Origin of the sequence: Pseudomonas sp. GL-B-19, assembly GCF_019956415.1 — a bacterium.
GTDB lineage: Bacteria > Pseudomonadota > Gammaproteobacteria > Pseudomonadales > Pseudomonadaceae > Aquipseudomonas.
The window spans coordinates 49,615-66,674 of the sequence record NZ_JAHBDK010000097.1 but is presented as its reverse complement, the minus strand read 5'-3'; the positions used below and the strand labels follow the sequence as shown (position 1 = coordinate 66,674).

14 protein-coding genes are annotated in these 17,060 nt (G+C 63.5%); 1 reads left to right on the top strand and 13 read right to left on the bottom strand.

Features of this window, described 5'->3' with window-relative positions; all coding sequences use genetic code 11:
- Nucleotides 1-2 precede the first annotated feature (2 nt).
- From KGB06_RS28260 to KGB06_RS28220, 9 genes are all read right to left on the bottom strand, one after another.
- Nucleotides 3-1,685 (bottom strand): class I adenylate-forming enzyme family protein, encoded by a 1,683-nt coding sequence (locus KGB06_RS28260; protein WP_223521604.1) that lies wholly within the window; start codon nucleotides 1,683-1,685, stop codon nucleotides 3-5.
- Between the two features lie 243 nt (nucleotides 1,686-1,928).
- Nucleotides 1,929-3,071, bottom strand: coding sequence for an acyl-CoA dehydrogenase family protein (locus tag KGB06_RS28255; protein WP_223521602.1), 1,143 nt, complete (start codon nucleotides 3,069-3,071; stop codon nucleotides 1,929-1,931).
- Nucleotides 3,068-4,273, bottom strand: coding sequence for an acyl-CoA dehydrogenase family protein (locus KGB06_RS28250; RefSeq protein WP_223521600.1), 1,206 nt, complete (start codon nucleotides 4,271-4,273; stop codon nucleotides 3,068-3,070). Before KGB06_RS28250 ends, KGB06_RS28255 begins: the two co-directional genes overlap by 4 nt.
- Nucleotides 4,274-4,338: 65 nt before the next feature.
- Complete coding sequence (locus KGB06_RS28245; protein ID WP_223521598.1) at nucleotides 4,339-5,508, bottom strand: acyl-CoA dehydrogenase family protein; 1,170 nt, start codon at nucleotides 5,506-5,508, stop codon at nucleotides 4,339-4,341.
- Nucleotides 5,509-5,518: 10 nt separating this feature from the next.
- Nucleotides 5,519-6,697, bottom strand: a complete 1,179-nt coding sequence (locus KGB06_RS28240) for a lipid-transfer protein (protein WP_223521596.1) — start codon at nucleotides 6,695-6,697, stop codon at nucleotides 5,519-5,521.
- Between the two features lie 17 nt (nucleotides 6,698-6,714).
- On the bottom strand, nucleotides 6,715-7,134 hold the full coding sequence (locus KGB06_RS28235) for a MaoC family dehydratase (RefSeq protein WP_223521594.1): 420 nt from the start codon (nucleotides 7,132-7,134) through the stop codon (nucleotides 6,715-6,717).
- The gene (locus KGB06_RS28230) at nucleotides 7,106-8,239 is read right to left on the bottom strand and encodes an acyl-CoA dehydrogenase family protein (RefSeq protein ID WP_223521592.1); all 1,134 of its coding nucleotides are present in this window, start codon (nucleotides 8,237-8,239) and stop codon (nucleotides 7,106-7,108) included. The genes KGB06_RS28235 and KGB06_RS28230 overlap by 29 nt, the downstream gene beginning before the upstream one ends.
- Nucleotides 8,240-8,247: 8 nt before the next feature.
- On the bottom strand, nucleotides 8,248-9,216 hold the full coding sequence (locus KGB06_RS28225; protein WP_223521590.1) for a bifunctional MaoC family dehydratase N-terminal/OB-fold nucleic acid binding domain-containing protein: 969 nt from the start codon (nucleotides 9,214-9,216) through the stop codon (nucleotides 8,248-8,250).
- Between the two features lie 56 nt (nucleotides 9,217-9,272).
- Complete coding sequence (locus KGB06_RS28220) at nucleotides 9,273-10,058, bottom strand: SDR family oxidoreductase (protein ID WP_223521781.1); 786 nt, start codon at nucleotides 10,056-10,058, stop codon at nucleotides 9,273-9,275.
- A 142-nt stretch (nucleotides 10,059-10,200) separates the two neighbouring features.
- Here KGB06_RS28220 and KGB06_RS28215 point away from each other — a divergent pair, with 142 nt between their 5' ends.
- Nucleotides 10,201-10,986 (top strand): enoyl-CoA hydratase, encoded by a 786-nt coding sequence (locus KGB06_RS28215; protein WP_223521589.1) that lies wholly within the window; start codon nucleotides 10,201-10,203, stop codon nucleotides 10,984-10,986.
- A gap of 137 nt (nucleotides 10,987-11,123) precedes the next feature.
- Here the strand turns inward: KGB06_RS28215 and KGB06_RS28210 are convergent, their stop codons facing one another.
- The 4 genes from KGB06_RS28210 to KGB06_RS28195 form a co-directional block, all read right to left on the bottom strand.
- Nucleotides 11,124-11,903: an SDR family oxidoreductase gene (locus KGB06_RS28210; RefSeq protein ID WP_223521588.1), complete on the bottom strand. Its 780-nt coding sequence runs from the start codon at nucleotides 11,901-11,903 to the stop codon at nucleotides 11,124-11,126.
- Nucleotides 11,900-13,600 (bottom strand): FAD-binding protein, encoded by a 1,701-nt coding sequence (locus tag KGB06_RS28205; RefSeq protein WP_223521587.1) that lies wholly within the window; start codon nucleotides 13,598-13,600, stop codon nucleotides 11,900-11,902. Before KGB06_RS28205 ends, KGB06_RS28210 begins: the two co-directional genes overlap by 4 nt.
- Nucleotides 13,601-13,608: 8 nt before the next feature.
- Nucleotides 13,609-15,318 (bottom strand): FAD-binding protein, encoded by a 1,710-nt coding sequence (locus KGB06_RS28200; protein ID WP_223521586.1) that lies wholly within the window; start codon nucleotides 15,316-15,318, stop codon nucleotides 13,609-13,611.
- A 159-nt stretch (nucleotides 15,319-15,477) separates the two neighbouring features.
- Nucleotides 15,478-17,046 (bottom strand): amidase, encoded by a 1,569-nt coding sequence (locus tag KGB06_RS28195; RefSeq protein ID WP_223521780.1) that lies wholly within the window; start codon nucleotides 17,044-17,046, stop codon nucleotides 15,478-15,480.
- Between the last annotated feature and the right edge of the window lie 14 nt (nucleotides 17,047-17,060).

Sequence of the window (17,060 nt, the reverse complement as noted above, 5' to 3'; positions counted from 1 at the left end):
CGTTATGCGCCCAACTTTTCTTGCAGTTGTGCCTTGAGTACCTTGCCGGTGGCATTGCGTGGCAAGGGTTCGAGTACCCGATAGACCTGCGCTGGCACTTTGTAGGCGGCCAGGCGTTCGGCGATGAATGCGCAGATTTGAGCCTCCTGGGGCAGCGTCGATGCCATGCCATGCACGGCCAGCCCCACCGTCTCACCCAGCAGAGGGTCGGCGATGGCAAATGCAGCCGCTTCCAGGACTCCGGGCATATCGAGGACGCACGTCTCGATTTCAGCGGCGGAAATCTTTTCGCCACCACGGTTGATCAACTCCTTGACCCGGCCAGTGATATTCAGGAACCCCTCATCGTCGAGGTAGCCGATATCGCCGGTGTCGAGCCAACCGTCGCGCAGACTTTGCGCAGTGGCTTCTGGCAAATTCCAGTAAGCGCTCATCAGCGTCGGCGAACGCAGCCAGATCACCCCGCGCGTGCCCGCCGGCTGCGGCTGGTCAGGGCTGTCACCGATGCGAATATCGACGATCGGCAACGCCCACCCCGCCGTCGCCGGCTTGTATATGAACGGATCGCCACCGATGGCAGCGCCGATACCGTTGCTTTCGGTCAGGCCGTAGCCGGCGCCGCCGATGGCGTCGGGCTTGAGCTTGAGCATGTTGTCGAGCACCCCGGCAGATGCGGCTCCACCCCCCAGGCCAAGGCCGAACAGGCTCGCGGTGTGTTCGCTGGCAAAGCGCGGTGAGGCCAGCAGTTGCTGCATCATCACCGGCGCCCCGTTGAACTGGGTGCAGCGCTCGTCGCGGATCAAGTCCAGCGCCTGCTCCACATCCCACTTGTACATCAGCAGCAAGCGCCGCCCCCCGCGCAAGGCGCAGAGGAACTGCGCATGCAAGCCACTGACGTGAAACATCGGCACCGCTGCCAGGGTAGTCGGCGGATAGCCGCTATTGATCACGGCGCCGATGCGTTCGGGCGAGCTCATGGCGCAAAACGCGCCCTGGAAATCCAGGGCAAACAGCGCCTGACAAATTGCCCGGTGACTGGATACCGCGCCTTTGGCACGACTGGTGGTACCCGAGGTGTAGAGAATCAGTGCCGGCGTGTCGGGATCGATTTTCAGCGCTGGTGTGGGCAATGCAGGGACGCTGATCAGGTCCTCGAAACGCAGGCAGTGCTCGGGTAAAGACTCGCCCTGGGCCCCGACGACAATGGTCGCCCGATGCTCACGGGCCAGATCTTCTCGCAGGGTTTCGAGACGTGCTTCGTCGCACAGCAGCAAGCGCGAACCGCTGTCCTGCAACGCGTATTGCAACTCATCGCGCAGGCCCCAACTGTTAAGCGGCACACACACTGCACCGCAGCGCTGGATAGCGGCAAAGGCCACAAGCCACGCTGGCTGGTTGCGCATGGCAATCGCCACCCGCTCGCCCGGTTGCAAGCCGAAACGGGCAACCATCTGCCCGGCCAGGCGGTCGACCTGATCGAAGAATTGGTTGAAAGTCAGGCGTTGCGACTGCCAGATCAGAAACTCGCGGTCGCCGTGGACGCGACCTGAGTCGATCACTTGCAGCAGGTTTTCCGCGGCGTGACGGAAGTAGCGTGGAGCGCCATCATCGGGCGTCACCACCTCAAACGGCGCACCGGGGGCGATCAGTTCGCGCCACGCGGTTTGCCAGCGTTCAATGCTCATTTTTGTTTTCTCCAGAACGGGCGAAAGGCCTGTGGGAGCGGCCAGCGCATTCAATATCTTCATGGCCTGACACTCCGCCTTCGCGAGCAGGCTCGCTCCCACAGGGGGGTGGTGTTGTACTCAAGTGGCGGGTACCCGACCGATTCCATGTGGGAGCGAGCCTGCTCGCGAAGAGGCCGGCACATTTAGCATCCTCGTTGCCTGACACTCCGCCTTCGCGAGCAGGCTCGCTCCCACAGGGTTTTACGCGTGGGCCGAATAGCGTTCGCAATGGAAATCCCGATCGCCCAGGCAGCTCTGGGCGACGCGAACGCGCTTGAGGTACAGGCCGACATCCAGCTCGTCGGTGACGCCAATGCCGCCGTGCATTTGCACGGCTTCGTTGGCCACCTTGATCGCCGTGTCGCCGGTCTTCCATTTCGCCAGGCTGACCAGACGAGCGCGTGCCGGAGCATCGGGACTGGCGTCATCCAGCGTCGCCAGCGCGGCCATCAGAGCGCTGCGGCTGAGCGCGAGGTCGACGTACATTTGAGCGCAGCGATGTTGCAGGACCTGGAAAGTGCCAATGGGTGTGTCGAACTGCACGCGGGTCTTGAGGTACTCCAGGGTGGTTTCGAACAGTTGCTCGGCCATCCCCAACAGCTCCGACGCGAGGCAGGTTCGGCCACGGTCCAGCGCGGTTTCCAGCGCGGCCCAGCCCTCGCCCTGGGTGCCCAGCAGCGCTTCGCTTCCCAATTGCACCTGATCCAGTTGTAGGCGTGCGCTGTTGCGCGAGTCGATCAACGACAAGGCGCTGACGGTCAAACCCGGTGTATCGGCCGGCACCAGGAACAGGCTGATGCCGTGCGTGTCGCCCGGCTTCCCGGAGGTGCGCGCCGCCACCACATAGGCGTCGGCACCCAGCCCGTCGACCACCCAGAACTTGTCGCCGTGCAAGCGATAGCCCTGCCCTTCGACTTTCGCTGCCAGGGCAATCCGGCTCGGGTCGTGGCGCGACTGTTCGTCCACGGCCAGGGCCAGGCGCTGTTCACCACTGATCACGGCTTGCAACCAGCGCGTCTGTTGCGCGGAGTTGCCTGCCAGAAGCACCAGCGAACCGCCAAGTACAACGCTGGACAACAGCGGCGTGGCGGACAGGTTGCGGCCTATGGATTCGAAGATCGGCCCAAGGCCCTTGCAACCGAAATCCAGGCCACCGAAGTCTTCCGGAAACGGAATCGCACTCCAGCCCAGATCGACCGCTCCCTGCCACAACTGCGCATCGAAACCCGCTTCAACCGCGTCATCGCGCAGTCGACGCTGGGCACTGGCCGGACTGCGGGCCGCGAGAAAGTCCCGGGCGCTGTCGGCCAGCAAACGCTGTTCATCGCTATAACGCAGGCTCATGGGGTGACTCCTTTTTTAGCGTCGGGCAAGCCCAGCACGCGCTTGGCGATGACGTTCAACTGGACCTCCGAGGACCCGCCGGAAATGGTCAGCGCATAGCTGTTCAACCAGGAACGGGTCACCGCCTGTTGCTGCTCGCTGAACGCCGGACTGTCCCAACCGAAGGCATGCCCGGCCATGGCATCGAGTAGCACTTCAAACTTGTCGCGTTCCTGTTCTGTGTGCACCAGCTTCATGATCGACATCAGGCCGCCGATGTCATCGCCGGCCCGCGCCTCTTCACCCATGCGCTGCACAGTCAGGTTGTAGACATGCTCGTTCATCGCGCAGGCCGTGGCCCGCGCCTGCAGAGCGTGCTCGCTCTGAGTCTGTGGCGCCGGCAGGTACTCGCGCATCAGGGCCAGCAGGTCGAAGTGCGACGGCAGGCTGAACTCACCGAATTTCGACATCGCCTTGCGTTCGTGCTGCAACAGATACTTGGCCAGGTTCCAGCCACCGTTCAACGGCCCGATCAACTGGCTCTTGGGGACTTTCACGGCGTCGAAGAACACTTGGCAAAATGCCGACTTGCCGCTGATCAAATCGATCGGCTGCGGCTTGACGCCGGGGCTGCGCATGTCCAGCACGATCAGGCTGATGCCTTCGTGTTTCGGTGCGCTGAAGTCGGTGCGTACCAGGGCATACATCCAGTCGGATTTGTCGCCGTAGGAAGTCCAGATCTTGCTGCCGTCCACGACGAAGTGGTCACCGGCATCGCGGGCGGCCATTTTCAGGCTGGCCAGGTCGGAACCGGCGTTCGGTTCGGAGAAGCCCTGGCACCAGCGCACTTCACCGCGGGCAATCGGCGGCAGCAGGTCGCGTTTCTGTTGCTCACTGCCGAAGGCCAGCAGCACCGGCCCGAGCATCCAGATACCGAGGTTGATCTGCGGCGGCCGGCACTTGATGCGGCGCATCTCGCTTTCCAGCACCGCCAGTTGTTCTTCGCTCAGGCCCACTCCGCCGTATTCCTCGGGCCACTCGGGACAGAACCAGCGTTTGTCGCGCATGCGTTCGAACCACAGGCGCGCGTCTTCACAGGGAAACTGCGGGTTCTGACTGCCCCACACCACGTCGCCTTCAGCCATGCCGGTGCGCATCGACAGCGGGCAGTTAGCCTCCAGCCAGGCACGGGTGTCGTGCCTGAATTGTTCAATAGTGCTCATGAAAGTCCCCTTCGACCCGCCCCGGATCCGGGGCGAGTACGGTTTTTGTTTTTGATGGACCAGCGTTAGCGTTGGGTGCGCGGCATGCCGAGGCCAAACTGGGCGATCAGCTCACGCTGGATTTCATTGGTGCCACCGCCAAAGGTCAGAGTCGGTGAACTGCGCAATTCGAATTCCAGTTCGCCCTGCAGCAGGGTCGCCACCGAGCCACTGCGCATTGAGCCATTGGCGCCGAGGATCGCCGCCAGCTTGCGCAGGATCTCGATGGCCGACTCCGAGCCGAAAACCTTGGTGGTCGAACTCAGCGCCACGTCCATGCGTTCGCGCTCAAGGTCGGCGGCGATGCGCATATTGATCAGGCGCATCGCCTCCAGCCGCGCATAACACTCGGCCAGCGAACTGCGCACCCAGGCCTTATCCATTGCCCGATGCCCCTGCTCGTCACGGGCCCGCGCCCACAGGTAGACCCGGCGAAAGAGCGCCACTACCTTGTCCGACCAGGTACCCAGGCCGAGGCGCTCGTGGTTCAGTTGCGAGGTGATCAGCTTCCAGCCGCCGTGCAACTCACCTACCAGCATCTCGTTGGGCACCCGTACGTTGTCGTAATAAGTGGCCGTGGTCGGAATGCTGGTGGTGGGAATCAGGGTGTGGGAGAAGCCCGGCGTCGTGGTGTCGACGATCAGCAGCGAAATGCCTTTGTGCCTTGCCTGGGTCGGGTCGGTACGGGCCGCCAGCCAGACGAAATCGGCCGATTCGGCACCCGAGGTCCACAGCTTGTTGCCATTGACCAGGAAGCCTTCATCGTCTTGGCGGGCGCTGGTTTTCAGCACGGCCAGATCGCTACCGGCGTCGGGTTCGGAATAACCGATGGCGAACATGATTTCGCCCGCGGCGATCCCAGGTAGAAAACGCTCTTTCTGCAGCTCGCTGCCATGAGCCATCAAGGCCGGGCCGACGGTGCTGATGGTAACGAACGGCAGTGGTGCACCGGCGATGTTGGCTTCTTCAAAGAAGATCAACTGTTCGGTGGCGGCGTAACCCTGGCCGCCATGAGCCTTCGGCCAGCCGACCGCGAGCCAGCCGTCGCGGCCCATCTGGCGGATGGTCTGGCGAAACAGGTCGCCGCCTTCCTTGCCGCGCAACTGCTCGCGCATGTCCGGGGTCATCAGGGCCTGGAAATAGTCCCGCACCTTGTGGCGCAGGGCATGTTGTTCGGGAGTGAGGTCGACGAACATCTGCTGCTCCTTAGGCTGCGCCGAGAATCAGGCCGCTGGTGGGTACGCCGGTGCCGGCGGTGACCAGCACGTTTTGCACATCCGCCACCTGGTTGACCGCCGTGCCACGCACCTGGCGCACCGCTTCGGCGATGCCGTTCATGCCGTGGATATAGGCTTCGCCCAGTTGCCCGCCGTGGGTGTTGATCGGCAGTTTGCCGCCACGGGCGTGGTGCCCGGCGCGGATGAATTCCTTGGCTTCGCCGCGTTTGGCAAAGCCGAACTCCTCCAACTGTGGCAGCACGAACGGGGTGAAGTGGTCATAGATCACGGCAGTCTGGAAAGACTCGGGGCCGAGGCCGGACTGGCGATACAGCTCGCGGGCGACCACACCCATTTCCGGCAGCCCGGTGATGTCCTCGCGGTAGAACGAGGTCATGCTCTGCTGACCGTGGCTGATGCCCTGGGAGCCGGCCTTGATGGTCACCGGTTTCTGCCGCAGGTCACGGGCGCGTTCGGCCGAGGTGATGACCATCGCCACGGCGCCATCGGATTCCTGGCAGCAATCGAGCAGGTGCAGCGGTTCGCAGATCCAGCGCGAGGCCTGGTGTTCTTCCAGGGTGATCGGCTTGCCGTGGAAAAACGCCTGGGGGTTGGTCGCGGCAAAATCCCGTGCCGCCACCGCGATTCGACCGAAGTCTTCGCTGGTGGCGCCATAGGTGTGCATGTAGCGCTGGGCGAACATCCCGACCCAGGCCGCCGGTGTATGGAAGCCGTGGGGCATGTACCAGCCGTAGTTGACGTTGTCGAAGGTCGGTGCCGAAGCGAAGCCGTAGCTGCCGGTACCGAAGCGATACCAGGAACGCTCGTTCATGGCCCGATACACCACCACCACTTTCGCCATCCCGGTGGCCACCGCCATCGCCGCGTGCATCACCGGTCCGCAGGCCGCGCCGCCGCCATGGGGCACTTGCGAGAAAAACTTGACGTCCTTGCACCCCAGCAGTCGGGCGATTTCATACTCCGGGACCTTGTCCACCGAGTAGGAGCTGAAGCCCTCGACCTCGGACGGATCGATGCCGGCGTCCTTGAGCGCGCTCAAGGTGGCCTCCAGGGCCAGGCGCAATTCGGTGCGTCCGGAGTTCTTGGAAAATTCGGTTGCGCCTAGACCTACGATCGCGGCACGCCCGGAAATCGATGAATCAGTCATCTGTGTCTCTCCGGCTATCAGGGCAGGACCAGCGCGACCGTGCCGGTCACGTGGTTGCCCATGGAATTTTTGCCGCTCAAGGTGATTTCCACCGTGCGGGTGTCGACGTCGAGTCCGCTGACGCTGCCATTGAAAGTCATGCAGTCGCCGGGGTAGTTCGGCGCGCCGAGCTTGATTTTCAGCGCGGTGAATTGCGCCAGCGGCCCGGCCCACTGTTCGATGAACCGTTGCACCAGCCCGTTGGTGGTGAGGATGTTCATGAACACGTGGGGCGAACCCAGAGCACGCGCCGCCTCCGCGTCGTGGTGACCGGGGAAGTAATCACGGGTGGCAATCGCGCCGCCGTTGATCAGGGTCACGGTGATCGGCACGGCGAGCTCCGGCAGTACTTCGCCGGGGCGCACGTCTTCAAAGCGCTTGGTGTTCTTCGAGGTCATATTTCCATCCCAGCTTGTCGTTATCGTTGAGCCAGTCGCCCAGGCGTTCCAGGCTTGCCGCCGAGCCACCCAGGGCAAGGCACAGGCCGCGGCTCCAGTAGAGAAAACGGTGGATAGGGTACGTCAGGTCGACGCCGATGCCGCCATGCACGTGCTGCGCGATATGGCCGATGCGATGCCCCGCTTCACAGGCCATCCACGCGGCGGCCAGCGCTTCGCTGGGCGCAGGCAGACCGGCATCGATGCGGTAGGCCAGTTGCCACAGCACGGTGCGCAAGGCTTCGACGGCGATATGGGTGTCGGCCATGCTCATCTGCACCGCCTGGAAGCTGCCGATGACACGCTCGAACTGCCGGCGCTCGCTGACATAGGCCACCGTGCGGCGGATCTGCTCTTGGCTGACCCCCAGTTGCAGGGCAGCCAATGCCGCTGTGCAGCGCAGCTCCAGCCAGGCGACCGCCTCGGCCGGCAGCAGCGCGGTGGCGTTCACGGTCAAACCTTCGATGTGCAGGTCAGCCACCGCTTCGCCGTGGGTCAACACCGCCGACACCTGTCGAATTTCAGACGCCGACAGATCGAGCAGCAGCAAGCGCGGCTGGCCCTCGGCCTGCACCAGCACCAGTGCGGCGCTGGCCTGATCACCCAGGGACAAGGCCGCGACCCGGCCATTGATCGACCAGCCCCCGGTATTTGCCTGCGCCTGCAACTCAATGCCCCGCGCACTGCTCAAGCCGTCGACCGACAGGCTCAGCAACGCCTCGCCGGATGCCGCTTTGGCCACCCAACCGGCACTGTCGCCAGCGGCGAAACGGGCCAGGGTTGCGGCCGCCAATTGATGGCGCCACAACGGAACCTGGGCCAGGGCCTTGCCCTGGGCTTGTAGCACCAGCATCAGCTCGGTCATGCCCAAACCGCTGCCGCCGTGTTCTTCGGGAATCGCCAGGGCATGCAGCCCGGTCTCGATACACAACGCCCACAGCGGCGCCATCATTGGCTCGCCGCTGGTGTCCCACTGGCGCATGTAGTCGTCATGGCAATGGTCGACAAACAAGCCGTCGGCCATCTGCGCAATGGCGCGCTGGTCTTCGCTCAATTCGAAATCCATGGTGGCTCCTATGCCTCTACCGGCCGAAACAAAGGCAGGGTCAGCTGGTCATCGAAGGTCTGGAACTCGACCTGCAAACGCTGGCCGATCTGCAATTGCTCACGCTCGATACCGATCAATCCGGCGATCAGGCGCACGCCCTCTTCCAGTTCGATCAGGCCGATCGGGTTGGGGTAATCGAATGGCGGCACTTCGGGGTAGTGCATCACCACGAACGAATACAAGGTGGCGCGGCCGCTGGCTTGCAGGGTGTCCCAGTCGAAGCTGTGGCATTCGATGCACACCGGTGCCGGTGGATGGCGCAGAGTCTGGCAGGCGGTGCAACGCTGGATCAGCAACTGGCCCTTGTCGCAGCCTTCCCAGAAGAAGCGGGTATCGTCGCTGATGCCCGGCAGCGAGCGCTTGACCTTGACCGGTGTCGACTCAACCTTGGCTGGCGCCTGGGCATTGGCCGCGCGGAACTTGAAGACGCGAAACAACAACTCACCCACCGGCTCGTCACCGCCAGCCTTTTCAACGAAATGACTCATCACCAGAGTGACGAAGAAGCCGGTACCCAGAGCGGTGGTTTTCTCATCGCCAACCGAATCCAGACGCGTGGTGTAGTAGAGCTTTTCCCCCAGTCGCACCGGGCGGGTAAAGCTCAGCTCCGAGTTCACCGCCACCGTGGAGGCATAGCCGTAGGCTTCCATTTCCTTGAGCACCTCGTAAGGGTTCTCGTCGGTGGAGCCCGGCGGATAGTTGTTGGCGTGCAGGCCTTCCATAGTCCACACCTGCAGCATCGCAGGCGGAGCAATCAGGCCCTCATGTTGGGTGCCCAGGGCAAAAGCAGGTTCTGTGTACAGCGGGTTGTCCACGCCCATGACCTCGCACCACTGGCGAATCATCGGGGCATTGACCTCGTCCCAGGCATACACGCGGCCGTACTGGCGCCCCACCAGGGCGCGCACATTGGATAGCAATTGTGGATCAGCCAAAGTCGTCTCCTTCACATTGAAGGCGGCCACCGAACCCGGTCGCCGCAATAGGTCGATCAGGTGGGCAGAACCTGTGCAGCACCGAGAAACGCCGGGCGTTCACCACCGCCATGCAGCAACAGGTTGCAACCACTGGCGTAACTGGCCAGCGGTGATGCGAGGTAGAGGCATGCGTTGGCAATGTCTTCGGCCACCGCCATGCGTGCAGCCGGAATGCCGGCAGATACGGCGGCTATACCGGCCTCCGTGCCGTAGTGCAGATGCGCCTGCTCGGTCAGCACCAGCCCCGGGCTGACCGTGACCACCCGCACCTTGGGGCCCCACTCCACCGCCAGCGATTGCACCAACGCCAGCACCCCGGCCTTGGCCGCGCCGTAAGCGGCGGTGCCTGGCGAGGAACGCAGTGCACTGATGCTGCCGATAAAGATGATGCAGCCACCCTGTACCTGTGCCTGCATCAGTCGGTTGGCGTGCTGGGCGACGTTGAGTGGCGCGATCAGATTCAGACCGATGATGCTTTCATGAAACCTGGGCGAGGCCGTGGCTGCGTCGGCGGCAGGGCTGCCCCCGGCGTTGTTGATCACCACGTCGAGGCGCCCGAAATCGCGCTCGATGGTGGCGAACAGTCGTTGCAGGGAATCGTGGTCACGCACATCGGCGGCAATGAAGGTCGCACTCTTGCTACCCAGTATCGGCACCCGTTCAGGTTCGCGCCGGGCACAGACGATCACCCGTGCGTTGGCGGCCAGGAAACCCAGTGCAATACCCGCGCCGATGCCCCTGGTGCCACCGGTGACCAGCACCACCTTGCCGTTGTAATCAAGCCCCGAATGCAGCTCCATCATGTGCTCCTCTTTCTACTGACAAGGGTCACTCTAGGGATGAACTGCGGGCCAAACTACGTCTGAACGGACGATGAAAAATTAACCTCGCGAACAGGACACTGGCGGCCATTCACACCTTGTCAGGTCTTTGAGGATTCCCATGTCCGACTCATCTGCTGCACCGGTTCTGCTCGAACGCCCACTGCCGGGCGTGGCCCTGCTGCGGCTCAATCGCCCCCAGGCGACCAATGCCTTGAGCCTGGAATTGCAGGCGCTGTTGTCGCGTCATTTCAGTGAGCTGGCGATTGATCCGCAGGTCCGTTGCATCGTGCTGACAGGCGGTGAGAAGGTTTTCGCTGCCGGTGGCGACATCAACAGCATGGCCGGGGTCGGCGCCATCGATATTTACAAGCGCCACACCGAGCGGGTCTGGGGGCCGATCCAGCACTGCCCGAAACCGGTAATCGCGGCGGTCTGCGGTTACGCTTATGGCGGTGGTTGCGAGCTGGCCATGCACGCCGACCTGATTGTCGCCGGGCGCAGCGCACGTTTCTGCCAACCGGAAATCCGCATCGGCATCATGCCCGGCATCGGCGGCACACAACGGCTGGTGCGAGCCGTGGGCAAGGTCAAGGCGATGCGAATGGCACTTACTGGGCAACCGATCAGCGCCGAGGAAGCCTGGGTTGCCGGGCTAGTCAGCGATCTGGTGGACGATGATAAGGTGCAGGTCCACGCCCTGGAGCTGGCGCGTGTCATCGCGGCGATGCCGTCCCTGGCAGCCGAGCAGATCAAGGAAGTCATTCTGGCCGGCATGGACGCCCCGCTGGAAGCCGGCCTGGCCTTGGAGCGCAAGGCCAATGCCCTGCTGTTTGCCTCACGGGATCAGAAGGAAGGCATGCAGGCGTTTATCGACAAACGCCCGGCGCAGTTTGAAGGGTACTAGGCGCTCGTCTATCGGGCACAAAACCTGTGGGAGCGAGCCTGCTCGCGATGGGGCCAGCACATTCAACATCGTTGTTGGCTGAGCCGCCTTCGCGAGCAGGCTCGCTCCCACAGGGGGTTTGTGTGAGAGCAAGGCTCTCAGATACTCATCACCATCTGACCACTATCAATGCGCAACTCGACACCGTTGATCGCCCGAGCCTCGTCGCTAGCCAGGAACAGCACGCTGGCCGCCACGTCCTCGGGCCGGCACATGCGGTTCATCGGATCGCTGTCGATGGTCAGGCGGTTCGGATCGACGCCCTCGGGGAAGCCGCCGCGGGTCATGTCTGTGAGTACGCCATCCGGATGCAAGGTGTTGCAGCGGATGCGGTATTTGCGCCGTCGGCACAGCACCGCCACCGAACGCGACAACGCCGCCACCGCCCCCTTTGAGGCGCTGTAAGCCAGGTAATCGTCCCGCCCGGCCAGAGCCGCGATGGACGACAGGTTGATGATCGAACCACCGCTGTCCTTCATCAACGCGATGCCTTCGCGACAGCCCAAAAATACGCTGTCGGCATTCACCTGCATCACCTTGTGCCACTGCGCCAGACTGGTTTCTTCAATCGAGCCGCAGATCAGGATGCCGGCGTTGTTGACCAGGATATCCAGACGACCGTAGCGCTCGCGCACATGGTCGATGACCTGGCGCCACTCGTCTTCGCTGCCGACATCGTGGTGGATAAATTCTGCAGTCGGCCCGATTTCAGCCGCCAGGGCCTGGCCGGCCTCGACGTCCAGGTCGCTGATCAGTACCTGGGCACCTTCGGCCGCCAGCAGCCGCACGCTGGCGGCGCCAATACCCTTGGCGCCACCGGTGACCAGAGCGACCTTGCCGTGAACCCGGCCATTCTTGTTGTGGTGAGTGAGGGTCATCGTGTCATCTCGTGTGCGTGGGTCGTTTGAAGTTGCTGATCGTGCGAGCGGACGACAGCGGCGCCGGCACGACGACCGGAGAACACGCAGTCGGCCAGGGACAGACCACTGATATACAAGTGCGAAGGAATCCCCAGGGCACTGCGCCCGGCCGCGTACAGGCCGTCGATCGCCTGGCCTTGCTCGTCCAGCACCGCGCCGCTGCGTTCATCCACGCGCAAGCCGCCCAGGGTCAGGGCTCCCAGGGGGAACACCGGATTGGTTACGGAGATATCGCAGGCATAGAAAGGTCCCTGTTCAAGCACTTGGCGTCCGCCCTCGGACTTGCCGAACGGCTCCGGCGCCTCGCCACGGGCGGCGGCGTTTGCAGCCAGCACCGAGGCACGCAGTACGGCGGGGTCCATGGACGTCGCACTGGCCAACTCGCTGAGACTTTTACCCTTGCGCACCTTGAACAGCATCAACGCCAGGGCCGGAAAACTCTGGAACCACCAGTAGCCGCCAAACAGCGCTTCGCGGATGGCTTTCCTGCGCAACGGCGCATCCAGCACCAGCCACGCCTTGCCGCCCTGCTCTTCCATCAACGGCTGGCCGAGGGTGGCGCCGTAGACTTCTTCATTGCAGAAGCGCCGGCCCTCGCGATTGACCACGATGCCTTTGTGCCAACTATAGGGTGGATTGAGGAAGCGCCACGCCGATACCCGCTCAAGCCCACAACCCTGGCCGCCAACACTGGCGCCCAGGCGCAAACCACTGCCATCGCAGCCGGTGGCTCCGACCTTGAAGTTGCGCTGGAACTTCGGTGCATGCCGCTGAATCATCTGGCGATTGAAGATGAAACCACCGGTGCTCAGGATCACCCCGTTGCGCGCCCGCACCCGGCGTGGCTGGGCGAAATCCCGTTCGAGCTGGCAGACCTTTTTGCGCAGTTTGTTGCAATAGCCAAGGGCGAAGTTCTGCAATCGTTCGGCGCGGGCAGCCAGTCGTGCATGCAACTGCGCTTCCTTGCTGCCATCGGGCATACACCAAAACTCAGCACCCAGTACCCGCCCCCGGGGATCGATCACCAACCGTCGCGCCGCTGCCTGCAATAACGGCCTCACTCCGGCCTTCAGGCACGCCGCCTTGAGGTGAGCAAAAAGCACCGCGCCGCCCTGCCCCTTGCCCACGGTGCGATGGCCCCGTGGCGCTGGAGGCAAGGGACCGATGTGGTCAGGTACCAGTTCGTTACCCGAGTAATAGAGGAAGTAACCGTCGGGCGGGTACGAGGTCTTGCCCCCCGGTGGCATCTGGTGGGCGTAGGGTGCGCCGTGGCTTTCCAGCCAATCGAGGTTGCTCACGCTGTCGTTACAAAAACACCGCAAAGTGTCGTCGCTGACTACGCCCCGGGTTTCGTGCTTGAGGTAATCGAACATGGCTTCGGGGCTGTCGTTGAAGCCCGCAGCCTGCTGATGGCGAGTGCCGCCACCGGCGTATACCACCCCACCGCTCTTGGCGCTGGCACCGCCGCCGGTGAAGCGGTCGGCGATCAGCACATCGGCGCCCTGGGCGCGAGCTTCCAGCGCGGCGCAAGCACCGGCCGCGCCCCAGCCGACGACCAGCACGTCGCATTGTTCGTCCCAGGTCAAGCTGTTGCTATCGGCCACCTGCAAGGGCGGCAGGATTTCAGTGCTGGGGATGTTATCGGACATTGACATACACGCTCCTATCGCTGGCTGGCCAGGTGGTTGGCGGCGACATAGCCGAAGGTCATCGCCGGCCCCAGGGTGCCACCCGCTCCCGGATAGCTGGTGCCCATCACCGACGCCGAGCAGTTGCCGATGGCGTACAAGCCCGCGATGGTTGTGCCGTCATCGCGCACCACCTGTGCGTGCTCGTTGGTCAACAGGCCGCCCTTGGTGCCGATGTCCCCGGCATCCAGGCGCATGGCGTAATACGGGCCTTTGCGCAGCGGCGCCAGGCAGGGGTTGGGCTTGATGTTGGAGTCGCCGTAATAGCGGTCGAAGACGTTGCCACCACGGGCAAAATCGAGGTCCACACCGCTTTGGGCATAGTCGTTGACCTTGCTGACGGTGGCTTCCAGGCCGGCACTGTCGACGCCGATCTGCCGGGCCAGCCCGGCCAGGGTGTCGGCCTTCCAGTACAGGTTGTTGAGCCACTCCTTGCGCAGGCGGCTGTCGGGCATGATCTGGCCGGGCATCAACGGGCCCATGGCGTAGTTGAAGCGGAAATGCGCGTCGAAGATCACCCAGGCTGGCACCGATTTCCCGCCGGTTTTCTGGTTGTCCTGATGCATGGCATCGACGAACTCCAGGTATGGTGCAGCCTCGTTGACAAACCGTTGCCCCTCACCGTTGACCACGATGGCACCAGGGAACGCACGCTCGGCAAAGATCCCCCGGGGCTTGTCTTCTCCCGGCACGGCAATGGTCGGCGCCCACCAGGCCCAATCCAACAACGCGGTGGCTGCGCCCTGAGCCATACCGGCCTGCAGCGCCGCGCCGGTGTTGTTGCCTGGTGGCGTCGCGCTCCAGGCCTTGCGGGTTGGCTTGGGCAGGTACTGGTCGCGCAGGAGTTGGTTTTGTTCGAAGCCACCAGAGGCCAGGATCACCCCCAGGCGCGCATGCAGTTGCAACTCGGCACCGTCACGCAGCACGGTTACACCGCTGATCCGTCCGTTGTCGGTGATCAGGCCGGAAAAATCGGTGTTGAGCCAAAGCGGCACGTTGCGGTCCATCAGCGAGCGGCGCAGCGAGGCCACCAACGAACTGCCCAGGGATGCACGGCGATCCATCTTGCTTTTGCGTCGCCATTTGAAGTCCAGCTTATAGCGCAGCATCAGTTTCATGATCAGCAAGCGCCAGCCGAAACTGCGGGCCATGGCCTTGTGCGCATCGCGCGCAGTCCAGGCGATGCGCCCCATCAGCAGGGTTGAAGGCGACGGTTTGCGCAGGTTCGCCAGTTCCTCACCCAACAGGCTGGTGTCGAAGAGCTCCGGATCCAGGGTCCGTCCACCGGCCAGAGCCCCCGGCAGGTGCGGATAATAATCAGGGTATTTGGCCGCTACCGCGTAGCGCACCCGACTGATACGGGTGAGCTGTTCGATCATCTTCGGCGCATTGTCCAGGTAAGCACGCAGGCGTGTTTCATCGACATGCTCGCCCGCCGCCGCTTGCAGGTAGGTCAGGGCCGTAGCGTAGCTGTCGTTGCCGTTCATGCGAGCGAAGTAGTGGTTATTCGGGATCCAGATACCGCCGCCGGAGATCGCCGACGTGCCGCCGTACTGGTCGCTTTTCTCCACCACCAGCACGCGCAAACCCTGGTCGGCGAGGAACACCGCCGAAGTCATCGCACCTGCGCCCGAACCGACGACGATCACGTCATAGTGGGTCTGAGACTGAACTTGAGCCGTCATTGTTGTTATGCCATTAGCTGAGGTCAGAAAGAAACCGCCGACCACGCAGGGTGCGCTGGCGGAGTGCAGCCCCATGATCAGGGCTGCGGGGGGACGGGCTCATCGTCAAAGTGGACTAGGGAGGGTAACTGCCCTCGCTCCTACAGAGGGGGTGTCGGATTACAAAGAGGCGCGTCGGGCGGCCCACGGATGGGCCTGTTCCAGCTGACTGGACAGGCGTAGCAGCACGTCTTCTCCTCCCAGGCGAGCGGTAAACATCATGCCCACCGGCAGGCCGTCGTCGCTCTGGCCCAGCGGTAGAGAGATAGCCGGTTGACCGCTGACGTTGGCCAGTACCGTGAAGCCGGCGCTGCCCATGGCGTTGTGCGCGTAGCTGTCCCAGGGTTGGTCCAGGGACAACAGGCCGAGTTTTGGGGTCAGGCTGCCGGTGACAGGCGACAGGATCACGTCGTAGCGGTCGAAGTGCTGCTCCATGGTCGCGCCGATACTCTCAAACGATTGGCGGGCGCGGTATAGGTCCTCGCCACTGATGCCCTTCGAACGCTCCAGGTTGACCATGGTGATCTTCTCCAGGTCCTGCGCCGTGGCAACCCGTCCGAGTACCTGCTCACGGTCGTGGATCAGGGTTCGCACCGCGGTACCTATGACCATGCCATGGGCACCGAACAACTGGCGCGGATCGACGTTGAGCGTCAACTCGTCGATCTCGTGCCCCAGAGCCAGCAGTTGCTTGATGGTCTGCTCCAGGGTGGCGGCAATCGCCGGCTCGAGAGGCGCACCGGTCAGCGACTGACGCACCACGGCCACACGTAGCTTGCCCGGCTCGCGCTGTAATTCCTCTACATACGGTCGCACCAGTGGTGGGCACCAATATGCACTGCCCGTTTCATGGCCCTGCCCGACATCAAGGAACAGCGCGGTATCGCGTACCGTGCGTGAGACTACGTTGGCCACACTGGCGCCAAACCAACCTTCGAAATGTAGCGGTCCGCTGGGGGTGCGATAGCGGCTGGGCTTGAGTCCGACCAAGCCACAGTACGAAGCCGGAATGCGGATCGAACCGCCGCCATCGGTGGCGTGGGCCACGGGTACGATCCCCGCCGCCACCGCTGCCGCCGCGCCTCCAGAGGAACCGCCCGCACTCATGGCCAGGTTCCATGGGTTATGGGTCTGGCCCCAGGCCAGGGATTCGGTGGTGGTGGTCAAGCCGAACTCGGGGCACGTGGTCTTGCCGAATGGCACTGCACCGGCCTGCTCATAGCGGGAGATCAGGGTACTGGTGCGGGTTGCGGGCGGTGAGTCCTTTAGCATCCGGCAACCGTTGCTGGTGATGGTGCCCTGCAGGGGAGTGTTGAGGTCCTTGAGCAACAGTGGCACGCCGGCCAGGGCGCCCTGGCTGTGAGTGCCCGCCGCGCGGCGCTGGGCCAGCAAGGTGCGAGCGTAGGTTTCATGCAGCATGTTCACCGCATTGACCCTGGGGTTGACTTCGTTGTAGCGGGCCAGCGTCGCCGTGATCAGGTCCTCGGCACTCAGTTCGCCGCTGCGGATCGCCTGGCTCATCGCCCAGGCGTCCATGGCCTGGTAGTCGCTGGCCGAAAGTCCCGCTGCGCGGGCGTCGGCAAAGCGCCCCAGGAGCCCGACGCCGAAAGCCACGGCACCGGCCTTGAGCACGCTGCGGCGCGGCCAGCCGGTGGTGGAGTTGAGTGGTGCGTTTTCGTGGTTATCCATGGTGATGATCGCGC

Bases quoted from the DNA above. Each gene is read 5' to 3' on its own strand.
- KGB06_RS28230 (WP_223521592.1), bottom strand. From the start codon at position 8,239: ATGGATTTCGAATTGAGCGAAGACCAGCGCGCCATTGCGCAGATGGCC.
- KGB06_RS28250 (WP_223521600.1), bottom strand. From the start codon at position 4,273: ATGAGCACTATTGAACAATTCAGGCACGACACCCGTGCCTGGCTGGAG.
- KGB06_RS28245 (WP_223521598.1), bottom strand. From the start codon at position 5,508: ATGTTCGTCGACCTCACTCCCGAACAACATGCCCTGCGCCACAAGGTG.
- KGB06_RS28235 (WP_223521594.1), bottom strand. From the start codon at position 7,134: ATGACCTCGAAGAACACCAAGCGCTTTGAAGACGTGCGCCCCGGCGAA.
- KGB06_RS28255 (WP_223521602.1), bottom strand. From the start codon at position 3,071: ATGAGCCTGCGTTATAGCGATGAACAGCGTTTGCTGGCCGACAGCGCC.
- KGB06_RS28220 (WP_223521781.1), bottom strand. From the start codon at position 10,058: ATGGAGCTGCATTCGGGGCTTGATTACAACGGCAAGGTGGTGCTGGTC.
- KGB06_RS28195 (WP_223521780.1), bottom strand. From the start codon at position 17,046: ATGGATAACCACGAAAACGCACCACTCAACTCCACCACCGGCTGGCCG.
- KGB06_RS28260 (WP_223521604.1), bottom strand. From the start codon at position 1,685: ATGAGCATTGAACGCTGGCAAACCGCGTGGCGCGAACTGATCGCCCCC.
- KGB06_RS28210 (WP_223521588.1), bottom strand. From the start codon at position 11,903: ATGACCCTCACTCACCACAACAAGAATGGCCGGGTTCACGGCAAGGTC.
- KGB06_RS28215 (WP_223521589.1), top strand. From the start codon at position 10,201: ATGTCCGACTCATCTGCTGCACCGGTTCTGCTCGAACGCCCACTGCCG.
- KGB06_RS28240 (WP_223521596.1), bottom strand. From the start codon at position 6,697: ATGACTGATTCATCGATTTCCGGGCGTGCCGCGATCGTAGGTCTAGGC.
- KGB06_RS28205 (WP_223521587.1), bottom strand. From the start codon at position 13,600: ATGTCAATGTCCGATAACATCCCCAGCACTGAAATCCTGCCGCCCTTG.
- KGB06_RS28200 (WP_223521586.1), bottom strand. From the start codon at position 15,318: ATGACGGCTCAAGTTCAGTCTCAGACCCACTATGACGTGATCGTCGTC.